The 19112-nt window shown below is 67.6% G+C and carries 18 protein-coding genes and 2 tRNA genes; 12 read left to right on the plus strand and 8 right to left on the minus strand.

The window, feature by feature from the left end; translation table 11 throughout:
* Nucleotides 1-134: 134 nt before the first annotated feature.
* Nucleotides 135-785 (plus strand): HNH endonuclease, encoded by a 651-nt coding sequence (locus J2S53_RS22175; protein ID WP_456242614.1) that lies wholly within the window; start codon nucleotides 135-137, stop codon nucleotides 783-785.
* Here the strand turns inward: J2S53_RS22175 and J2S53_RS22180 are convergent.
* Nucleotides 777-1169: a hypothetical protein gene (locus J2S53_RS22180; protein ID WP_456242615.1), complete on the minus strand. Its 393-nt coding sequence runs from the start codon at nucleotides 1167-1169 to the stop codon at nucleotides 777-779. The genes J2S53_RS22175 and J2S53_RS22180 overlap by 9 nt on opposite strands.
* Before the next feature lie 489 nt (nucleotides 1170-1658).
* On the opposite strand from J2S53_RS22180, the gene ctaJ reads away from it, so the two are divergent.
* Both ctaJ and J2S53_RS22190 read left to right on the plus strand, forming a co-directional pair.
* The gene (ctaJ, locus tag J2S53_RS22185; protein ID WP_092976281.1) at nucleotides 1659-1907 is read left to right on the plus strand and encodes an aa3-type cytochrome oxidase subunit CtaJ; all 249 of its coding nucleotides are present in this window, start codon (nucleotides 1659-1661) and stop codon (nucleotides 1905-1907) included.
* Nucleotides 1894-2400 (plus strand): DUF5130 family protein, encoded by a 507-nt coding sequence (locus J2S53_RS22190; protein WP_092975653.1) that lies wholly within the window; start codon nucleotides 1894-1896, stop codon nucleotides 2398-2400. The genes ctaJ and J2S53_RS22190 overlap by 14 nt, the downstream gene beginning before the upstream one ends.
* Before the next feature lie 143 nt (nucleotides 2401-2543).
* Here the strand turns inward: J2S53_RS22190 and J2S53_RS22195 are convergent, their stop codons facing one another.
* Nucleotides 2544-3290 carry a response regulator gene (locus tag J2S53_RS22195; protein ID WP_456242616.1) on the minus strand — a complete coding sequence of 249 codons (747 nt, stop codon included), beginning with the start codon at nucleotides 3288-3290 and terminating at the stop codon, nucleotides 2544-2546.
* A gap of 216 nt (nucleotides 3291-3506) precedes the next feature.
* Complete coding sequence (pepN, locus tag J2S53_RS22200) at nucleotides 3507-6080, minus strand: aminopeptidase N (RefSeq protein ID WP_456242617.1); 2574 nt, start codon at nucleotides 6078-6080, stop codon at nucleotides 3507-3509.
* A 319-nt stretch (nucleotides 6081-6399) separates the two neighbouring features.
* On the opposite strand from pepN, the gene J2S53_RS22205 reads away from it, so the two are divergent.
* Nucleotides 6400-7020, plus strand: a complete 621-nt coding sequence (locus tag J2S53_RS22205) for a mycothiol-dependent nitroreductase Rv2466c family protein (protein WP_456242618.1) — start codon at nucleotides 6400-6402, stop codon at nucleotides 7018-7020.
* Nucleotides 7021-7147: 127 nt separating this feature from the next.
* Here J2S53_RS22205 and J2S53_RS22210 read toward each other — a convergent pair whose 3' ends face one another.
* Nucleotides 7148-7849 carry a 2-phosphosulfolactate phosphatase gene (locus tag J2S53_RS22210; protein ID WP_456242619.1) on the minus strand — a complete coding sequence of 234 codons (702 nt, stop codon included), beginning with the start codon at nucleotides 7847-7849 and terminating at the stop codon, nucleotides 7148-7150.
* Between the two features lie 104 nt (nucleotides 7850-7953).
* Between J2S53_RS22210 and J2S53_RS22215 the strand changes: the two genes are divergently transcribed.
* Together J2S53_RS22215 and J2S53_RS22220 are read left to right on the plus strand one after the other, a co-directional pair.
* Nucleotides 7954-8424 (plus strand): ribose-5-phosphate isomerase, encoded by a 471-nt coding sequence (locus tag J2S53_RS22215; protein WP_092975641.1) that lies wholly within the window; start codon nucleotides 7954-7956, stop codon nucleotides 8422-8424.
* Between the two features lie 111 nt (nucleotides 8425-8535).
* Nucleotides 8536-9342: an Fpg/Nei family DNA glycosylase gene (locus tag J2S53_RS22220; protein ID WP_456242620.1), complete on the plus strand. Its 807-nt coding sequence runs from the start codon at nucleotides 8536-8538 to the stop codon at nucleotides 9340-9342.
* Nucleotides 9343-9458: 116 nt separating this feature from the next.
* Here the strand turns inward: J2S53_RS22220 and J2S53_RS22225 are convergent, their stop codons facing one another.
* From J2S53_RS22225 to J2S53_RS22235, 3 genes are all read right to left on the minus strand, one after another.
* A complete protein-coding gene (locus J2S53_RS22225; RefSeq protein WP_456242621.1) occupies nucleotides 9459-10082 on the minus strand; it encodes a 2'-5' RNA ligase family protein in 624 nt (207 codons plus the stop codon).
* Between the two features lie 113 nt (nucleotides 10083-10195).
* The gene (locus J2S53_RS22230) at nucleotides 10196-11650 is read right to left on the minus strand and encodes a DHA2 family efflux MFS transporter permease subunit (RefSeq protein ID WP_456242622.1); all 1455 of its coding nucleotides are present in this window, start codon (nucleotides 11648-11650) and stop codon (nucleotides 10196-10198) included.
* Nucleotides 11651-11973: 323 nt separating this feature from the next.
* Nucleotides 11974-12045 (minus strand) — tRNA-Gly (locus J2S53_RS22235).
* A gap of 164 nt (nucleotides 12046-12209) precedes the next feature.
* Between J2S53_RS22235 and J2S53_RS22240 the strand changes: the two genes are divergently transcribed.
* Nucleotides 12210-12283 (plus strand) — tRNA-Pro (locus J2S53_RS22240).
* A 97-nt stretch (nucleotides 12284-12380) separates the two neighbouring features.
* On the opposite strand, the gene J2S53_RS22245 is transcribed toward J2S53_RS22240, so the two are convergent.
* Nucleotides 12381-13313, minus strand: coding sequence for a sucrase ferredoxin (locus tag J2S53_RS22245; protein ID WP_456242623.1), 933 nt, complete (start codon nucleotides 13311-13313; stop codon nucleotides 12381-12383).
* A gap of 189 nt (nucleotides 13314-13502) precedes the next feature.
* On the opposite strand from J2S53_RS22245, the gene tig reads away from it, so the two are divergent.
* The 5 genes from tig (at nucleotide 13503) to J2S53_RS22270 (ending at nucleotide 19087) form a co-directional block, all read left to right on the plus strand.
* Nucleotides 13503-14897: a trigger factor gene (gene tig / locus J2S53_RS22250; RefSeq protein WP_456242624.1), complete on the plus strand. Its 1395-nt coding sequence runs from the start codon at nucleotides 13503-13505 to the stop codon at nucleotides 14895-14897.
* 224 nt (nucleotides 14898-15121) lie between these two features.
* Nucleotides 15122-15748 carry an ATP-dependent Clp protease proteolytic subunit gene (locus J2S53_RS22255; RefSeq protein ID WP_092630845.1) on the plus strand — a complete coding sequence of 209 codons (627 nt, stop codon included), beginning with the start codon at nucleotides 15122-15124 and terminating at the stop codon, nucleotides 15746-15748.
* Between the two features lie 52 nt (nucleotides 15749-15800).
* Nucleotides 15801-16433, plus strand: coding sequence for an ATP-dependent Clp protease proteolytic subunit (locus J2S53_RS22260; protein ID WP_092630842.1), 633 nt, complete (start codon nucleotides 15801-15803; stop codon nucleotides 16431-16433).
* A 422-nt stretch (nucleotides 16434-16855) separates the two neighbouring features.
* Entirely contained in the window at nucleotides 16856-18142 is a 1287-nt protein-coding gene (gene clpX / locus J2S53_RS22265; RefSeq protein WP_456242625.1) for an ATP-dependent Clp protease ATP-binding subunit ClpX, read from the plus strand.
* Between the two features lie 315 nt (nucleotides 18143-18457).
* Complete coding sequence (locus tag J2S53_RS22270) at nucleotides 18458-19087, plus strand: RBBP9/YdeN family alpha/beta hydrolase (RefSeq protein WP_456242858.1); 630 nt, start codon at nucleotides 18458-18460, stop codon at nucleotides 19085-19087.
* The last annotated feature ends 25 nt before the right edge of the window (nucleotides 19088-19112 follow it).

Here is a 19112-nt window from a genome sequence, read left to right on the forward strand (position 1 = left end):
CGTACATTTCCGATCGTGTTGCCTTCTCGTCGTCGAATTTTCGATATCCGGTCGGTCGGTGCGGCGCGGATCACACGTGCGTTCCGGGCGGGTTCTGTGTTCGACTGATGCACATACACGGTGGAGGTGGTCGAGTGCCCGACCGAAAACCGATCCCGTGCGGCGCTCCGAAGGCGGCGCCGCCCCGCGCCCCCGCGCGTCCTGCCGGACGTAAGCGGGGTCACCGGCTGTCGGCCTCCGCCGACAGATCGGAGGGCGTGGGCGCTTGGCCGAAGCGGCGGGTCCTACTACTGAACACGACGTTCGAACCGTTGACCGCACTGCCCGTGCGCAGGGCGATCGTGTTGATCGTCTGCGGCAAGGCCGAAGTGGTGCACGGTGATTCCGCTGGATCGATGTTGAATTCGGCGACGCACAGCATCGAGGTTCCCTCGGTCATCAGACTGAGCCGGTTCGTGCACGTTCCCTATCGCGGACGGGTTCCGCTGTCCCGTTCCGCCTTGATGTTGCGGGACAACCATCGCTGTGTTTACTGCGGCGTGCGTGCGGAGACCATCGATCATGTGGTTCCTCGGAGCAGGGGTGGTGCACACAGCTGGGAGAACTGTGTGGCCTGTTGTACGCGGTGTAATCATCGAAAGGCCGATCGGACGCTTCGTGAGCTGGGGTGGCGCCTTCCGGAGACGCCGAAGGCGCCGCGCGGCAGGCACTGGCGGCTGTTGGCCGGCGCGAGCGACCCCGATCCGATGTGGTTGCCCTATCTCGGCGAAGTCGCATCACACTGAACGGTGAGGCGGGCCGTCGTTCTCGATGTACGGCCCGTCCTCATGAGCACCGCGGCTCTGCCCGGGTCGCGGTGTGCCTCCCGCCGGTGCGAGCGGTTGCCACCCGCCCCTGCGCCGCTCGGCGCAGCGCGGCATGGCAGGTCGGCGTTCGCTCGCTCCGCCCGTTCCGGTGCTGCCGCTGATCCGCACGCCCGCGCCGGAGTCCGCCTCGCGGGAGTCGTGGCTGCCGCTGATCCGCACGCCCGCGCGTCCGCTGATCCGCACCCCGCCCAGGGAGCTGATCCGTACTCCCGCGCGTCCGCTGATTCGTACGCCGCTCCTGCTGCTGATTCGTACCCCGGTGCGTCCGCTGATCCGCACGCCTTCCCGGCCACTGATTCGCACCCCAGTCCGGAGCCGATTTCCGGCCCCGGTCCCGGTTCGGATCACCTGTTTCGTGTACGCAGCGTATTCATGCGAGATGAATCCGTCACACGGAAAGATCAAATTGGCGCCGCTGTTCCCGGTTTCGATGGTCATCATTGTTTCCTCACGTGTTCGGAACTGCTCCTGTCATGGATGCGATCAATTACGCAAGATCCATACAGGTGAAATCTAGAATCGGAAACTGTCCGGTACAAGCCGCCAACTCGACCCCTCCGAGCGGCCGTCCGGTTCGGCTCCGAATGGCGGTTCCGAATGGGGCGAAAGCAGCACCGAAGATGTCCGGGGGCAAGGAATGGTGTCGCTCGTGGTGTGTATTTCGTGACCGCGCGATTACTTCACGGCGTCGCGGACCGGCTGTGCCGGGAACAGGGCGAGGTTTTCCCAGTGGGTGAGGCAGGAAGCACAGGTAGTCGACCGCTCGTGGGGGAAATCGGATACCGTGCTGGTGTGACTGTCGTGCAGACCGTACTCGTCTTGGCCGTGATACCGGCGGCTGTCTACGGCCTCGTCATGTTGATGGTGCTGTGGCCGAGACTGTTCCGTGCCCGTTACCGCCCCAACGGGGAGTGGAACTTCCCGTCGGTGCTGTGGGTGGCGAACCCTGCCGGTGTGAGTCCCAGCAGCCCACCTACCGAACACGCGGAGTCCGAGTCGGAGACCGGTACCGCAAGGGGAGGCGCTCGTGGCAACTGGTGAGATGACCCGAACAGCGGCGGACGTGAACCCGGCCGAACTCGAGGCGGGACACGCTCTTACCGCGGGTGGTCGGCTGTCGATCGCGCGCCGTATCGAGCCGGAGCGCCCGAAGCTGCCGTTCTCCCCGGGAGAGCTCGCGCGGTTGGATGAGGCGTTGACGCTGTCCACCCGCACGACCGGGCTCGAATTCGCGATCTACCTCGGTGGGCTGGGGGAGCGAACCCGTGATCGTGCCGAGCAGATCCACGCCGGCCTGGGCGGCCGCGCATCGCGCGGTGTGCTCATCGCCGTCTCGCCCGCCCAGCGTTGTCTGGAAATCGTCACCGGCGAACAGGCCTATCGGCGGGTACCCGACCGCACTTGCAACCTGGCCGTGATGAACATGGTCGCCTCCTTCAAGGAGGGTGACCTGATCGACGGGCTCATCAGCGCGTTGCGGATGCTCTCCGACGCGGCCGGAACCGAGTTCGAAACCGAAGGTGAGCATCACTGACCCGGTTTCCACGGAAGGCCCCGATGTCCACCGGAAGGGCTTCGGGCCGCGGCCCCGGGGGTTCCGGCGGCGGACTCGCCGGAACCCCCGGGGCGTGCCGAAACACCCGATCACGATCCGGTCCCGGTGACGTCGGCGAACGCTCAGAGCAGTCCGAAGTTCTGGAAGTGTCGGAACATCTCGTAGGACGACGACGTGGTGGCCACGGCGCCCAGCTGGCGAGCCTGGTTGGCGTGTTGCAGCTGCCCGCGCTGCGTGCCGAAGACGATCACCGGTATCTCCATGCCCAGGTCGCGCAGCTCGCGCAGTAGCGCCAGGCCCGCGTCCGTGATCCACTGCCCGTCCTCTTTGCGGGCCATGTCCGAAACCACCACGCGGTAGGGCCGTTTGGACACTTCGGCCACCGCCTCCGACGTGGTGGCCGTGATCGTCACCCGTACCCCGTTGTTGCGGAGCTGCTCCACGAGCAGCGCGTGGCTCTGGGCGCGATCGGTGACCCACAGCACGGCGAACGGTTCCGGCCCCACCGGTGCCTGTACCGGGGGCAGCTCAGCCGACTCGGGATCGCCGTCCAGTTCCCACCCGGAGGGTTCCTCGGGCGTGCTCGCCCCGTCCCCGCCCCTGCCCGGGACCGTGCCCGCCGGCACCGCTTCCCGCTCGTCCAGTCGACTGCTCAGGATGCTGAGTTGTCGCTGCAGGTCCTGGATCATCTCGTTCTGTTGATCGTTGAGCTCGTGGAAGGTGAGCCGCTGCCCGCCCACCTCGAACTCCAGCTCGCGTTTCTCGGCGGTACGCAGCACTCTTCCGATCCCCTGTCGGAACAGCAGCAGCACCAGCAGGGTGATCAGCGGCCACAACAGCGTGGCGATGGCGGTTATCAGCTCGGGCATCGGCCGCTCCACGACGTGTTGGACGGTGCGCGATCACAAGCCTACGCGCGGTGATCCTGCGACTGGGTGATCTTCGCCGGATGCCACCCGGAAGGGCGTGCTCGTGGCGGTGCCGTCCGGTGGGGAGCGGGCAGCGGCGTGCCCTCGCATCGGAAATCGGGTGGTCGGGCCGGGGAAGGAGGCTTCGCGGGCCCGGCCACCCGTGCTTGCTTCCGCTCAGGAGCGGTCGAACTCGCGTGCCGCGAGCGCGCGCACCAAACCGGCACGGCCCTCCGAGACCAGGCGACGCAGGGCCGAGGGGTGTTCCCCGGCGAGCCAGGTGTCCGCGGCCTCGACCGTCCCGGGATCCACGGACCAGGAGGGGAACAGCCCCATCACCGTCGGCTGTGCCCGCTCGCTGGAGCGGCGTTGCCACACCTCGTCGATCTCGTCGAAGTAACGCCGCACGTAGGGGAGCAACAGCTCGTGCTGGGCGGGATGCTGGAACCCGGAGATGATCGCTTCGTTGATGGCGTTGGGCAGTTCGTCGTCGTGCACGGCTCGCTGCCACGCCCGTTCCTTGGCCTCGGGGGTGGGCACGAGCGCCCGCGCGCGCTCCGCGCGCCGCCTGCCGGTGGCGGTGGAGTCCGCTGCCAGCTCCGCGTCGATCTCGGGCTCGTCCGCGGCGCCGTGTGCCACCAGGGCGTGCAGCAGTTGCCAGCGCAGGTCGGTGTCCACCACCAACCCTTCCAGCACCCGCGAACCGTCGAGCCAACCGCGCAGCAACGTGAGCTTGTCCTCGTCGAGCTTCGCGGCCGTCAACGCGTTGACGAAGGCGAGCTGGTTGTCCGAACCGGGCCGGGCGGCACGTGCCAGCTCCAGCAGCCGATCCGTGTAGCGCTGCCACCCCTCCGGTTGCCAATCGGGATCGGCATAGGCACCCAGTGCCGTGCGCGCCTGCATCAGGACCCGCTGCACCACGCCGATCTCGGATTCGCCTCCGATACCGCCGTCGCTGTCCTTGCCGAGCACGAGGCTGACGAAGTCGCGCGCCCGCAGCTCCGCGTCCCTGGTCATTTCCCAGGCGGTCGACCAGCCCAACGCGCGCGGCAACGACTGGTCGATGTCGGCGATCCGCTCCACCAGGGTGGCCAGCGACCGTGAGTCCAGCCGCATCGTGCAGTAGCTCAGGTCGTCGTCGTTGACCAGCACGAGCTTGCCGCGCGGTACTCCGACGAGCTCGGGGGCGTCGGTGCGCTCACCGGAGATGTCGAGCTCGACCCGGTGCGTGCGGACCAGCTTGCCCGTGGTGGGGTCGTCGTCGTAGACGCCCACCGCGATGCGGTGCGTGCGGTACTCGCCCTCGCCCGGACTCGCGGGGCCCTGCAGCACAGTGAACTCGGTGAAGCGGTCCCGCTCGTCGGTCTCGAACTCGGGGCGCACCGTGTTGAGCCCCGTGGTTTCCAACCACTGCGCGCTCCACCACGACAGGTCCCGCCCCGATGCCTCCTCGAGCGCGGTGAGCAGGTCGGAGAGCCGCGCGTTGCCCCAGGCGTGCCTGTCGAAGTAGATCTTCAACCCGCTGAGGAAGTTCTCCAGCCCCACGTAGGACACCAGCTGTTTGAGCACCGAGGCGCCCTTGGCGTAGGTGATCCCGTCGAAGTTGACCTCGACGGCCTGCAGGTCCTCGATGTCGGCTGCCACCGGGTGCGTGGAGGGCAGCTGGTCCTGCCGGTAGGCCCAGGACTTCTCCACGTTCGCGAAGGTAGTCCAGGCGTGGGTGTACTCGGTGGCCGAGGACTGCGCGAGCACGCTGGCCCAGGTCGCGAAGGACTCGTTCAGCCAGAGGTCGTCCCACCAGCGCATGGTGACCAGATCGCCGAACCACATGTGCGCCATCTCGTGCAGCACCGTTTCGGCACGGCGTTCGTAGAAGTACCCGGTGACCCTCGACCTGAAGACGTAGTCCTCCAGGAAGGTCACGCAGCCTGCGTTCTCCATGGCACCCGCGTTGAACTCGGGCACGAAGCACTGGTCGTACTTGGCGAACGGGTAGGGCACGCCGAACGCCCGCTGGTAGAAGCCGAATCCCTGCTTGGTCTCGGTGAACAGCCGTTCGGGGTCCAGGTGCTCGGCCAGCGAGGCACGGCAGTAGAGCCCGAGCGGGATCTCGCCCTCCGGGCCGCTGTAGACGTCGCGCCACTCCGCGTAGGGGCCCGCCACCAGCGCCACCAGGTAGGTGGAGATCGGGGGCGTGGCCTCGAAGGTGTGCGTGGCGCGGGTCTCGCTGGAAGCGGTGATCGCGCCCGGGGAGTTCGAAACGACCCGCCACGAGCTCGGCGTCGTCACCGTCAGCTGGAAACTCGCCTTCAGGTCGGGCTGGTCGAAGCAGGCGAACATCCGTTTGGCGTCGGCCGTCTCGAACTGGCTGTAGAGATACACCCCGCCGTCCACGGGATCGACGAAACGGTGCAGCCCCTCACCGGTGTTGGTGTAGTAGCAGTCGGCGCGTACGACCAGCTCGTTCTGCTCCGCCAGCTCGGGGAGCGCGATCCCCGTTCCCTCGTCGTAGTCGGACAGATCCAGGTCCACGCCGTTGAGGGAGGCCTGGTGCACCTGTGCGGCCATCAGATCGATCCACGTGGTGGCGCCCTGCCGGGCGGCGAACCGCACGGTCGTCTTCGATCCGAAGACCTCCACGTTCTCCCCGCCCGCGCCGTCGGACAGGTCGAGCTCGATCGCGTAGGAGTGCACGCGCAGCAGTTCGGCGCGCTGCTCTGCCTGTTGGCGGGTCAGGTTCGGCGGAGCCACGGATCACCTCGTTGATCGTCGTCGGATGGGAGTCGGGCCGCGGGTCACGCGTTGCCCGGAAACAATCATGCCGGAATGAAATCACGCTCCGGCACTCGCTACCCGATGTCGGGCCTCCGGAGGGAGAGCCGACCAGAGGTTCCCCCGAGCGGGAGACCCACCGACCCGACCGAGAACTTCGATCAGGGAGGTACGAGCGGAAATCGTGTCCGGTGTGCGCTCCCGCATCCGCGAATCCACGGCAGCCGGGAACACGATGGCCCCTCGGGTGGTTGACCAACCGGAATCGTGACCACACGTGATCGTGGAAGGCGTGTTGATGAGCACCGACAGCCCGCAGAAGCCGCAAGTCCACTTCTACTTCGACCCGATCTGTCCGTTCGCCTGGGTCTCGTCCCGGTGGATCCTCGAGGTCGAGAAGGTTCGTGACATCGATCTGCGGTTCCGCGTCATGAGCCTTTCCGTGCTCAACGCGGAGCGTGAACTGGGGGACCAGTACGACGAGATGATGCAGCGGGCCTGGAAGCCCGTCCGAGTCGCCATCGCCGCCGCCGAGCACCACGGCAACGAGGTGTTGTCCCCGCTCTACACCGCGATGGGAACGCGGTTCCACGACAACGGTGACAAGGACTTCGACCGGGTGATCGCCGAGTCCCTGGCGGAGGTCGGGCTGCCCGACACGCTCGCCAAGGCGGCGACCACCGACGAGTACGACGAGCAGCTGCGTGCCAGCCACCACGCGGGGATGGATCCGGTGGGCGACGAGGTGGGCACACCGACGATCCACGTGGACGGCGTGGCGTTCTTCGGCCCGATCACGACCCGCATTCCGCGCGGCGAGCAGGCGGGCGAGTTGTTCGACGCCGCGCGCACGTTGGCGGGGTACCCGTACTTCTTCGAGCTCAAGCGCACCCGGACGGAAAATCCCCGGTTCGACTGATCGCGGTCCGACTGCTCGCGGTCTCCGGGACGGGATCGTCCGGACGCTCCCGCCGCTGTGCGTGCTCCCGGTCATCGCCGCCGGTCACGACTTCTGGTGGGCACCCGCTCCGGTGTCGTCGGAGCGGTCAGTGGTGGCTGAACACTCCCGCGTGCAGCCGGGGCGCTGTCGAGCTGGCGTTCCGCGCGAGCGCCAGCTCGACGTCCGCTCGGTAGCCCCATTCGGCCAGTTCACGGCCGGAGACGCACTCCCGTACATTTCGCGCGGGGTCGTCGGAGGCCTCGTAGGCTCGCGCGGCCAGGTTCGCCTCGGCCGAACGAGCGGACGCGGGCACGGGCAGTGCCGAGATTATCGCCCCGGCCCCGAGCAGGTCCTCCGCAGCGAAACGCGGTGAACCGTCGGTGTGGCGTTCACCGGCGGCGATCACGCCGACGGGACCGTTGTGGGCAGCCGAGCCCGCTGCCGCCGCGACCGCGGCGGCGTTGCGCAGGCAGCCGGTGAACACCACCGCGCCCAATCCGGCCGCCTCCGAACACAGCGTGGCCCCGTTGGGTGAGGGCAGTCCGACGAGTGTGCCCGCGGGCGCGCTCACCAGCGAGGTCGGGCTCAACGAGTACCCGCCGCCGCCCCGGTCACCGGCGAGCACCGCTCCGGCCGCCGACGCGGCGTCACCGGCTCGGTCGTCCCGGTAGGGGAGCGGAAGCACGTGGGCGCCCGCGGCCGTGGTCACGTCCACTGTCGTGGCGAAGGAGAGCACGTCCACCACCACCAGCACGGCACACTGCTCCCCGAGGGAGCGAAGGCCCGCCGTCCCCCATTCGAACCTCACCGTGTGATCGGACTGTGCGGTCGGTGATGTCGCTTGTTCGTATGGCATTTCTGTCCCTTGACCGGGTGAGTAATGCGCGTGGAGCGGTTTGGCAGACTACACGTGTGCGCGTCTATCTTGGTTCCGATCACGCCGGTCTCGAATTGAAGTCACACCTGGTCGAACGACTCGACCGTCTCGGTTACGAGGTGGTCGACGTGGGTCCCGCCGTCTACGACGCCGAGGACGACTACCCACCGTTCTGCGTCGAGGCCGCGCGCCGCGTGGTCGCCGACGCCGGCAGCCTCGGTCTGGTCATCGGGGGCTCCGGCAACGGGGAGCAGATCGCGGCCAACAAGGTTCCCGGAGCGCGGGCCGCGCTGGTCTGGAACCAGGACACGGCGAAGCTCTCCCGGCAGCACAACAACGCTCTGCTCGCGGGCATCGGTGCCAGGATGCACAGCCTCGACGAGGTCGAGGGGATCGTCGACACCTTCCTGACCACCGAGTTCGAGGGCGGCAGGCACCAGCGCCGGATCGACATGCTGGCCGACTACGAACGTACCGGCGAGCCCCCAGCCCTTCCCGAGCAGTGATCCCCGCCGCCACCGCCGGTCAGACGGGCAGCCCTGTTCCGCGGCCCCGCGGCGGTCGGCGCCGGCAGGGTGGTCGTGGATGCGGGCAGGGTGGTCGTGGATGGAGGTGTCGTGCCGGAAGGACACATCGTGCATCGGCTCGCCGAGCTGCATCGGCGTCGGTTCGCGGGAAACCCGGTCCGGGTGACCAGTCCGCAGGGGCGTTTCACTGCCGCCGAGGTGCTCGACGGCGTCACCTTCCGTGACGCGGGGGCCCACGGCAAACACCTCTGGCACCACTACGCTCCGGATCGGGTGGTGCATGTTCACCTGGGGCTTTACGGCAAGTTCACCGAGGCACCCGTGCCGCTCGAACAGCCGCGCGGCAAGGTCCGCATGCGCCTGGTCGGTCCTACGCACGGAACCGATCTGCGTGGTCCCACCGCCTGCGAACTGCTCACCGCGGAGGAATTGACGGAGCTGCTCGCCCGGCTGGGGCCGGATCCGTTGCGTTCGGACGCCGATCCCGAGACCGCCTGGCAGCGCGTGACGCGCTCGCGCTCCGGTATCGCGGCGCTGCTGCTGGACCAGTCCGTGCTGGCCGGGGTGGGCAACGCCTACCGGGCCGAGGTGTTGTTCCGGCAGGGGATCCCACCCCGGTCGCCGGGCAACGCGCTGTCCCGGCGGTGCTGGGACGCACTCTGGGACGACCTGGTCGAATTGATGTCCGACGGAGTCCGTACCGGGCGCATCGACACCGTTCGGGAACAGCACTCGCCCGAGATGACCGGTAGACAGCCCAGGAACGATCGTCACGGTGGTGAGGTCTACGTCTACCGGCGCGCCGGCGCTCCCTGCCTGGTGTGCACCACCCCGATCGCCATGACGGAGCTGCTCGGGCGCAAGCTCTACTGGTGCCCCGGCTGCCAGGGTGACTGACGACTGGCAGGACGACCGACCCACCCGATCCGGAACCCCGATGGCGCCGAAGCCGGGGCGCTCGTCGCGAACCACTGGTACGGCCGTACGGCCGAAGAGCCGTACGGCCGGATCCGTCAACCGGACAGTTGGACCTCGCCGAGGACCTCCCACTCGTTGCAGGCGTGATCCCGGTTCAGCCGTACCAGCGAGATGCTGGGCACCCGCACCGTGGCCGGTTCGGCGCTGGTCGCGTCGAGCGTCGCCTTCGCGAAGACCGCTGGTCCGTCTGCCGTGGAAAAGGCGAGGCTCACGTGCTGGTCGATCTCCTCGGGCTCCCCGGCGAGATCCGCTCCCACCACCGTCGCGGTGGCCTCACGCAGCCGTGTCCGCAGGTCCGTCAGCGTGGCCTGCGGCTCGGCGGGCAGCGCCAGCGCCTCCGGAAGCACCAGCCCGCCGTGGAACGACAACGAGAGCGCGGCGAAGGAGGACAGCCGCTCGCGTGCCGCCTCCAGCAGTGCCGCCGCACGTCCCTGCGGGGCTTCGTCGTGAAATCCGTTCTCCTGCAGCAGGATGTGCATCCACTCCAGTGGCACGGGGTCGAAACCGGGCAGATCGCGCAGCGAGTACTGGTACTGATTGGCCAGTCTCCGCAGCTCCGGCTGGTCACCGAGCGGTAGCAGCCAGGCCAGGCTGCTACGGCCGGAGGACCACCCCTGGCGCCAGCGTGCGTGTTTGCGGACCTGATCTGCGTGCGGCATGTGGGTCACTCCCAGACGATGCACCGTCCGCGACGGTGCGGGACTGCTCTGACGGCGTTCGGTTGTCTACGAGGCAAGTCTGCCTCCCGGGCGCGGGGTGGTTCGGAGCCGTGTCAGTTCACCGAGGATCTCTCCCGCCGCGCCTTCCCCTGCTGATCGAGTGTGGCCATCGCGTCCGAGTCGCGTACCAGCAAGGTCAGCAGCAGTCCGAGCACACCGAAGGCAACCGGTACCAGGAAGGCACCGTGGAAACCGCTCAGCTGCGCCCGCGCCAGTTCCCCCGGATCGGGTGAACTCAACCCGCTCCTGGCCGCCTCGGTGAACATCACCAGCGCACTGGCTACCACGGCCGTGGCCAGTGCCGTGGCCACTTGGCGACTCACGTTGAACAACGAGGTCGCCTGCCCCATGGCCGCCGAGCTCATCTGTGCGAACGCGGCTGTCTGCAGCGGAGTCATCAACAGCCCCATCGACGCGCCGAGCAGCAACAGCGAACCGACCACGGCCCACAGCGAGACGGAAAGGCTCAGCCACTGCAGGGTGGCGGTGCTGACCAGCAGCATCGCGAATCCACCCGCCACCAGACGTCGTGGCCCCACTCGACCGTAGATCCTGCTGATCACCTGGGTGACCAGCAGCATGGACAGTGCCTGGGGCATCAGGATCGCGCCGGCCTGTAACGCGGAGGCACCACGCAGGTTCTGCAAGTACAGCGGGATGAGGAACAGCACCCCGAACATCGCACCCGTCTGACACAGCAGCAGTACGTTACCGGCTCCGAAGATCCGGTTGCCGAGCAGCCGCAGATCCAGCATCGGTTCGGCCGCCCGGAGCTCCCGCCACACGAGCCCGCAGATCAGTACCACGGCCAGCAGCAGGCAGGCCCACACCGCGGAGTCGGTCCAACCGTCCTGCGCGGCCCGGTCCAGCCCGAACAGCAGCACGGCCAGCCCGCTGCCCGCGAGCAGGAAGCCGGGCAGGTCGAAACGTCCCGGGCGCTGTCCCCGCTCCTCCACCAGGAACAGGATCGAGCACAACAGCGCCAGCGCGCCCACCGGAACGTTGATGAAGAAGATCCACCGCCAGCTGGCCACCTCGATCAACGTCCCACCGAGCAGCGGCCCCAGCGCCGGTGCGGCGGTGATCGGGATGGCCAGAATCGCGGAGGCCTTGGCGCGCTCGTCGGCCGGGAACGCCCGGAAGAGCATCGCCTGTCCGACCGGGACCAGCATGCCGCCCCCGATTCCCTGCAGGAATCTCGCGGCGATCAGCGTTTTGATCCCGGGGGCAGCGCCGCAGATGACGGAAGCCCCGGTGAACATGATCACGGCGAACTGGAAGGTTCGCTTACTGCCGAATCGGTCGGAGATCCAGCCCGAGGAGGGGATGAACACCGCCAGGCTGATCATGTAGGCCGTCAGTACCCACTGCAGGGTTCCGGCGTCGACGTCGAACCGTTTTCCCAGTGTCGCCAGCGCGACGTTGAGGATGGTCATGTCCAGGATCTGCATGACCAGTGCCAGTACGAAAGTTATCCCGACGAGCCACTTGTACTCGAGCCGTCGCAACGGCGCATCGCCTCCGTAAGTGTCGAGTGGAACGCGCGGCATCCCGGCGCGGAACGCTGGGACGCGTCGACCGGGGTGCGTGGGCGAACGTTCAGGATGCGCGCACCGCGCGCCGCGGGCCAACCCGATTCCTCGGGGGCCGCCGTTGGGTCGGCGTCGTGTCCGGCGCGGTGCTCCTCGGATGACGGAGCCGCACGATGATTCGACGGTCGTGCCGGGACGCGACCGGATCCGAGGATGCCCGAGCCTGCCGTGAAAACCCGCGCCTGCCATGAAAATCGGTGGTCACCCGCTGTGCGGATGACCACCGATTCGACAGACCGAGCGGGTGACGGGAATCGAACCCGCATAACCAGCTTGGAAGGCTGGGGCTCTAACCATTGAGCTACACCCGCAGTGCGCCACCGATACTACAACAGTCGATCCCCGTGGGTGATCCCCGGGGGTCCCGTCGATCTCGACGACCACGTGTGCCGTATTCTAGCCAACAGCGATAGAGTACACGCGAAGGACCCCTTTCGTGGGAATTCTCCTGGTGGAGTCGTTCCGGTGGGGTCCTCGGGGTGTGGCGCAGCTTGGTAGCGCACTCGCTTTGGGTGCGAGGGGCCGTGGGTTCAAATCCCGCCACCCCGACGTTCGGGCCGGATATCCGGGTGGATGTCCGGCCCTGTTCGTCTCGAACTCCGAGGTTCGTCCCGAGCGGCGGGAATCCGTCGTTTCCGAGCCCGGTTCACTCGGGATCCGGCAGCCGGCGGATCCGCTCGGTGGTCCAGGTACCTGCCTGCGCCGGAGACTTGCCGCAGCTGTTCGGGCGCGGTGGTGACAGCGTGATCTCGCGCAGTCGGATGCTCCAGCGGCGCCCGTCACGGTGCCGCAGCACCACTTCCTCGTCGGCTTCCGAAGCCACGGTCAGCGCTTCCCCGGCGTGTTCACCCAGATTCTCGCGCAGCGCCAGTTCGGCCACCTGGGCGCGCTGTGAGAACGCGGAGCGCCCTCTGCAGTGTGTCGTTGTCATCTTTCCGGTCGTGGCGGCTGAGAGCACCGCGTCCACGCCGTGCGGCGTGAGGCGCCCGTAGTTGTAGCCCGAGGGCAGCACCACCCCTGTGGGCGCGAACCGGTGACCGCCGGTGTGTGTGGTTTCCCACAGCTTTCCCTCGTGTCGCGGTCCCATCTCGCGCAGCAGGGAGATTCCGCGCAGCGCGCAGCACTGATCACGGCGTCCGTTGGTGCACACCAGCAGCACCGGCTCGGTGGTCGGGACTCCCCAGCCGCCGTGTTCGCCGCGGGCGAAGGCCCGGAAGTCGAGGTCGAGAAGTTCCGCCGGGTCGGTCAGTTCCGTACGGCGCAGCCAACTCGCCCCGGGGCGGGTGTGGGCGAAGTAAACGGTGCGTGGTGCGTCCACCCCGGTGTCCGGGTACCTGCCCGGTTTGCGGATGAGCTGGACCCGTACCCCGGTGTCGGCGGCACGCTCGGCCAGTCGGGCTCCGATATCGGGATCCAGATGGCTCCGCACCAGCGCGTCCCCGCCCCAGGGGCCCGGCTGTTCCAGGCACAACCAGCTGGCCGCCACCGCCGCGGTGCCGGCCAGGGGCTCCGAGAGGGTCTCGGACCACGCCGCGCACGTCCGCGGCGCCGCACCGGCTTGTTCCCGTGGATCCTGCACGTTTCCACTCAAGCACGAGGGTGTCGTAATTCGCCCGCTCGGGCGGGTCGGTACCCGGAACGGCCCCCCGTGAGCTCAGGCCATAGAATCGGAGGTCAGCCCGGCACGGAAAGTGTTTCCCGTGGTGACAGCCGTGGGAAGCCCAGGGAGGCCGGGAGTCTTTCAAGCACGTTCGCACGAGGAGACCACGTGAAGAGCACCGTCGAGCACCTGAGCCCGACGCGCGTACGGCTCAACGTCGAGGTGCCGTTCGACGAGCTCAAGCCGAACTTCGACCGCGCGTACAAGGAACTGGCCAAGCAGGTCCGGATCCCCGGCTTCCGTCCCGGCAAGGTTCCGGCCAAGGTGCTGGAGAGCCGGATCGGCCGTGGACCCGTGCTCGACGAGGTCGTCAACGAGGCCGTTCCCTCCAAGTACACGGAGGCCGTCACCAGCAGCGAGGTCCAGACACTGGGTCGCCCGGAGATCGAGGTCACCAACATCGCCGACGGCGAGCAGATCGAGTTCTCCGCCGAGGTCGACGTACGGCCGGAACTGACCGTTCCCGCCTACGACGACATCCAGGTCAGCGTGGACGACCAGGAGGTCACCGAGCAGGACGTCCAGGAACAGCTGGACGAGCTGCGTGCCCGTTTCGGGACGTTGACCGGGGTTGATCGTCCCGCCGCCAACGGCGACTACGTCAGCATCGACCTCTCGGCCACCGTCGACGGTGAGCAGGTCGAGGACGCCCAGACCAGTGGCCTGTCCTACGAGATCGGTTCGGATGAGCTCGTCGAGGGCATCGACGAGGCGTTGATCGGCGCGAGTGAGGGCGAGACCAAGCACTTCACCACCACGCTGATGGCGGGGGAGTACGCCAACCGCGAGGCCGAGGTCGAGGTCACGCTGAACTCGGTCAAGGAGCGCCAGCTCCCCGAGGCCGACGACGAGTTCGCCCAGATGGCCAGCGAGTTCGACACCATCGACGAGCTGATCGCCGATCTGCGTGAGCGGCTCGGCCGGGTCAAGCGGATGCAGCAGGGCATGCAGGCCCGGGACAAGGTCCTGGAGTCCCTGCTGGAGAAGGTCGAGGTTCCGCTGCCGGAGAGCGTCGTGCAGTCCGAGGTCGAGATCCGCGAGCACGACGCGGTCCACCCCTACGACCACGACGAGGAGCGCTTCGCCGAGTCGCTGCGGGAGCAGGGCAAGACCCGCGAGGACTTCGACGCCGAGACGCGCGAGGAAGCCGAGGAGGCGGTCAAGACCCAGCTGGTGCTGGACACCATCGCCGACAGCGAAGAGCTCTCGGTCTCGGACAACGAGCTCACCGAGCGCATCATCTACCAGGCGCAGCAGTCCGGCATCAGCCCGGACCAGTACGTCCAGCAGATCCAGCAGTCCGGGCAGCTGGGCCGCATCTACTCCGACATCCGGCGCAGCAAGGCCCTGTTCTCCGTTGTCCGGCAGGCGACGGTCACCGACTCGGCGGGCGAGCAGCTGGACATGGACGAGCTGCTGGGGACCCAGGACGAGGACCAGGAGCAGCCGGAGCAGGTCGAGGGTGCGGTAGCCGACGAGGAGGAGCGCACCACCGCGCAGTGAGCGACAGGTGGTGGAGCGCCGGTCGGATCCGACGACGATCCCGACTCGGTTAACAAGCTCTCAGCGAACGTGGGCGGCACCGGGAAGCTGGTGCCGCCCACGTTCGTTAGGGTCGGTTGTAACGGATCACCCGGACTCCGGCACCCCGGTAACGGGCAATACTTCAGGCGGGCCCGGTTCGACGAAGCGCTTACCGGGTCCATTGTGGAAGAAGGCAGGGAGACGTGACCCAGCAACAGACTGTTCCGGCGTTCGACGCGCAGTCACCGCAGATGCGGACCGGTAGCAACGGGCTTTCACTCAACGACTCGGTCTACGAGCGGCTGCTGCGGGAACGCATCATCGTCCTCGGGTCCCAGGTGGAGGACACCATCGCCAACCAGATCTGCTCGCAGATGCTGCTGTTGGCGGCCGAGGACCCGGAACGCGACATCGCCCTCTACATCAACTCGCCCGGTGGCTCGGTTCCCTCCGGAATGGCCATCTACGACACGATGCAGCTCATCAAGCCGGACGTGGCGACAGTGGCGATGGGCTTCGCCGCTTCGATGGGGCAGTTCCTGCTCTCCGCGGGCGCCAAGGGCAAGCGATTCGCCCTGCCGCACGCGCGGGTGCTGATGCACCAGCCCTCGGCCGGTCTGGGCGGTACGGCCTCGGACATCGCGATCCAGGCCGATGTGTTCTCCAGGCAGAAGCGGGAGATGGCCCAGCTCATCGCCGAGCAGACCGGCCAGACGGTCGAGAAGATCACCGAGGATTCCGACCGTGACCGCTGGTTCACCGCCGACGAGGCGCTCGAGTACGGCTTCGTGGACCACATCGCCAACCGTGCCAACCTGCCGAGCAGCTGATCCTACGAACCACCGAGCCCTGCCGGCATCACAGTCACGAGGAGTCACCCCAGTGAGCTCATTCCAGCTCCCCCAATCCCGGTACATGGTGCCGTCGTTCGTCGAGCGCACGGCCTACGGGGTCAAGGAGTCGAACCCCTACCAGAAGCTGTTCGAGGAACGGATCGTTTTCCTCGGGGTCCAGGTCGACGACGTCTCGGCCAACGACATCATGGCCCAGCTGCTGTACCTGGAGTCCGATGATCCCGACCGCGAGATCCAGCTCTACATCAACTCGCCGGGCGGGTCGTTCACCGCGCTGATGGCGATCTACGACACGATGCAGTACGTGCGGCCCGACATCCGCACGGCCTGCCTCGGCCAGGCCGCCTCGGCCGCGGCCGTGCTGCTCGCCGCCGGTACTCCCGGCAAGCGGATGGCACTGCCGAACGCGCGTGCGCTGATCCACCAGCCCGCCACCGAGGGGATCTACGGGCAGGTCTCCGACCTGGAGATCCAGTCCAACGAGGTGCAGCGCATGCGGAACCAGATGGAGTCCACGCTGTCGGTGCACACCGGGCGCTCGCAGGAGCAGATCCACAAGGACGTCGAGCGGGATCTGATCCTGACCGCCGACCAGGCCAAGGAGTACGGCCTGATCGACGAGGTCATGCCGTACCGCAAGCTCTCGGCGAAGAAGTCCTGAGAGCGAGACCGGCCCGTTTCTCGGGTTGGTGTGTCGGTCCGTGTCGACCGGGGCGTTCTCGGCGCTCGAGTGGGCCGGTGTGGGCCACGGGACGGCGGATGCGGTTCCGGCCCGGCCCGATGTGCTCCGCGGAGGTCGAGTCGCGCCGGTCGGCGGACCGAGTGGTCAACCAGGCGTGGAATCGCCGACACGCCGAGCGTGTCGATGTTTTCGACGTGCTCGGTCCGGCGAGGCAAGGTGTTGATCAGGCGGTGCCCCGCGCCCCCTCCCGGACGGGGAACGATCTCGGACGGACGAACGAATTCGGGACCGTGATCCACCCCGCTGGGTCGAAATGGCGGGTACCGTCGAATGCGGAACCGACGGTGAAAACAGGTTAGGCGCGCACGCGGCTGCGTGCCGGAGGGGACGAGGTCAGCGGCATGGCACGTATCGGTGACGGCGGCGACCTGCTGAAGTGCTCCTTCTGCGGGAAGAGCCAGAAGCAGGTGAAAAAACTCATCGCCGGCCCCGGCGTGTACATCTGTGACGAGTGCATCGACCTCTGCAACGAGATCATCGAGGAGGAACTCGCCGAATCGGGCGAGGTCAAGCTCGACGAGCTCCCCAAACCGGGTGAGATCCACGACTTCCTCGACCAGTACGTCATCGGCCAGTCCAGCGCCAAGCGCAACCTCTCGGTGGCCGTCTACAACCACTACAAGCGCATCCAGGCCGGTGAGCAGCAGGGATCCCGGGAGGGCAAGGACGAGAAAGTCGAACTCGCCAAGTCCAACATCCTCATGCTCGGCCCCACCGGCTGCGGCAAGACCTACCTGGCGCAGACGCTGGCCAAGATGCTCAACGTGCCCTTCGCCATCGCCGACGCCACCGCCCTGACCGAGGCGGGCTACGTGGGTGAGGACGTCGAGAACATCCTGCTCAAGCTGATCCAGGCCGCCGACTACGACGTCAAGCAGGCCGAGAAGGGCATCGTCTACATCGACGAGGTCGACAAGATCGCCCGCAAGAGCGAGAACCCCTCGATCACCAGGGACGTCTCCGGCGAGGGCGTGCAGCAGGCGCTGCTCAAGATCCTGGAGGGGACCACGGCCAGCGTGCCGCCGCAGGGTGGCCGCAAGCACCCGCACCAGGAGTTCATCCAGATCGACACCACGAACGTGCTGTTCATCGTCGCCGGTGCGTTCGGTGGTCTGGAGGACATCGTCGAGGACCGGGTCGGCAAGCACAGCGTGGGCTTCGGCGCGGACCTGCGTTCCAAGGCCGAGATCGAATCGGCGAACCACTTCGGCGAGGTGCTGCCGGAGGACCTGATCAAGTACGGTCTCATTCCGGAGTTCATCGGCAGGCTCCCCACCGTCGCCAGCGTTTCGAACCTGGACAAGGACGCACTGGTCAAGATCCTGACCGAACCGCGCAACGCGCTGATCAAGCAGTACACCCGGCTGTTCGACCTGGACGGTGTGGAGCTGGAGTTCACCCAGGCCGCGTTGGAGTCCATCGCGGACCTGGCGATCGTGCGCGGCACCGGCGCCCGTGGACTGCGGGCGATCCTGGAAGAGGTGCTGCTGCCGGTGATGTACGACATTCCCAGCCGGTCCGACGTGGCCAAGGTCGTCATCACCGAGAAGACGGTCGACGAGAACGTCAATCCCACGATCGTCGCCCGCGAGAGCAACCGCCACGAGCGCCGCGAGAAGTCCGCCTGAGTTCTCGCCCCGGGCGCTGTGTCAATTTCGCGAGAAATCGACGCCCCTTCGGCGCTCCGATCCCGAACCCCCACCACTCCCGCAGGCCGAACCCCTACCACTTACGTAATCGGCACCGCCGCGGATTCTCCGGAGCGAGAGCCGTGCCGGAGGTTCCGCCACCCGCGCAGCTACGGCAACCGAGCTGAAGAAAGTTCCCGGTTAGCCGGATGGTGTTCCCCTCCGCGTGTACCGCGCGCGTAATGTCCCCCGATGGGCAATCATGGTGCCGACCATCGTGATTGCCGATGTCGGGAGGGGAACACGGTGAGTGAGATGCATGTCCTGCTGGTGCACGGGTTCGGCGGTTCGGGGCCGTGGCACTGGCAGCAGTGGCTCAGTGGACGGCTGAACGAACTGGGCGTGACCTGCGAGATGCCGCGGTTGCCCAAACAGGACCAACCGGTGCTGCAGGAATGGTTGGCCGTGCTCCGTTCGCGGCTGGAGGACGTTCCCGCGGAGTCCGAGCTGGTGGTGGCCGCGCATTCCTGTGGGGCGGCGCTGTGGCTGCACCACGCCGCGAGCATCCACGGCACCGCTCGCCGCGCCGACCGGGTGCTGCTGGTCTCACCGCCCGGACCGGACTGGCGTCATCCCGATGTCCACGGCATCGCCCCCTACCCGGTCGACGCGCACGCCTTGCGCAGGGCGGCGGGCACCACGCGGCTGGTGGTCGGTTCCGGCGATCCCTACCTGTCCGTGCAGGACGGGCACTACCTGGCCGAGACCATGCGGGTGGCGCTGGACGTGATCCCGGACGGCGAACACCTCAACACCGACGCGGGCTACGGCCCCTGGCCGGCGGTGCTGCGCTGGGTCTCGCACGGTACGACGCCGGTGGCGGACAGGTTCGAGACGCCACCCCAGACCGGGGGAGCGGCCCCGAGTACGTTCCGCCTGGTGTGACCGGTCCCGCTCTCGGAGCTGTCGG

The organism is Actinopolyspora lacussalsi (assembly GCA_030803735.1).
GTDB lineage: Bacteria > Actinomycetota > Actinomycetes > Mycobacteriales > Pseudonocardiaceae > Actinopolyspora > Actinopolyspora lacussalsi.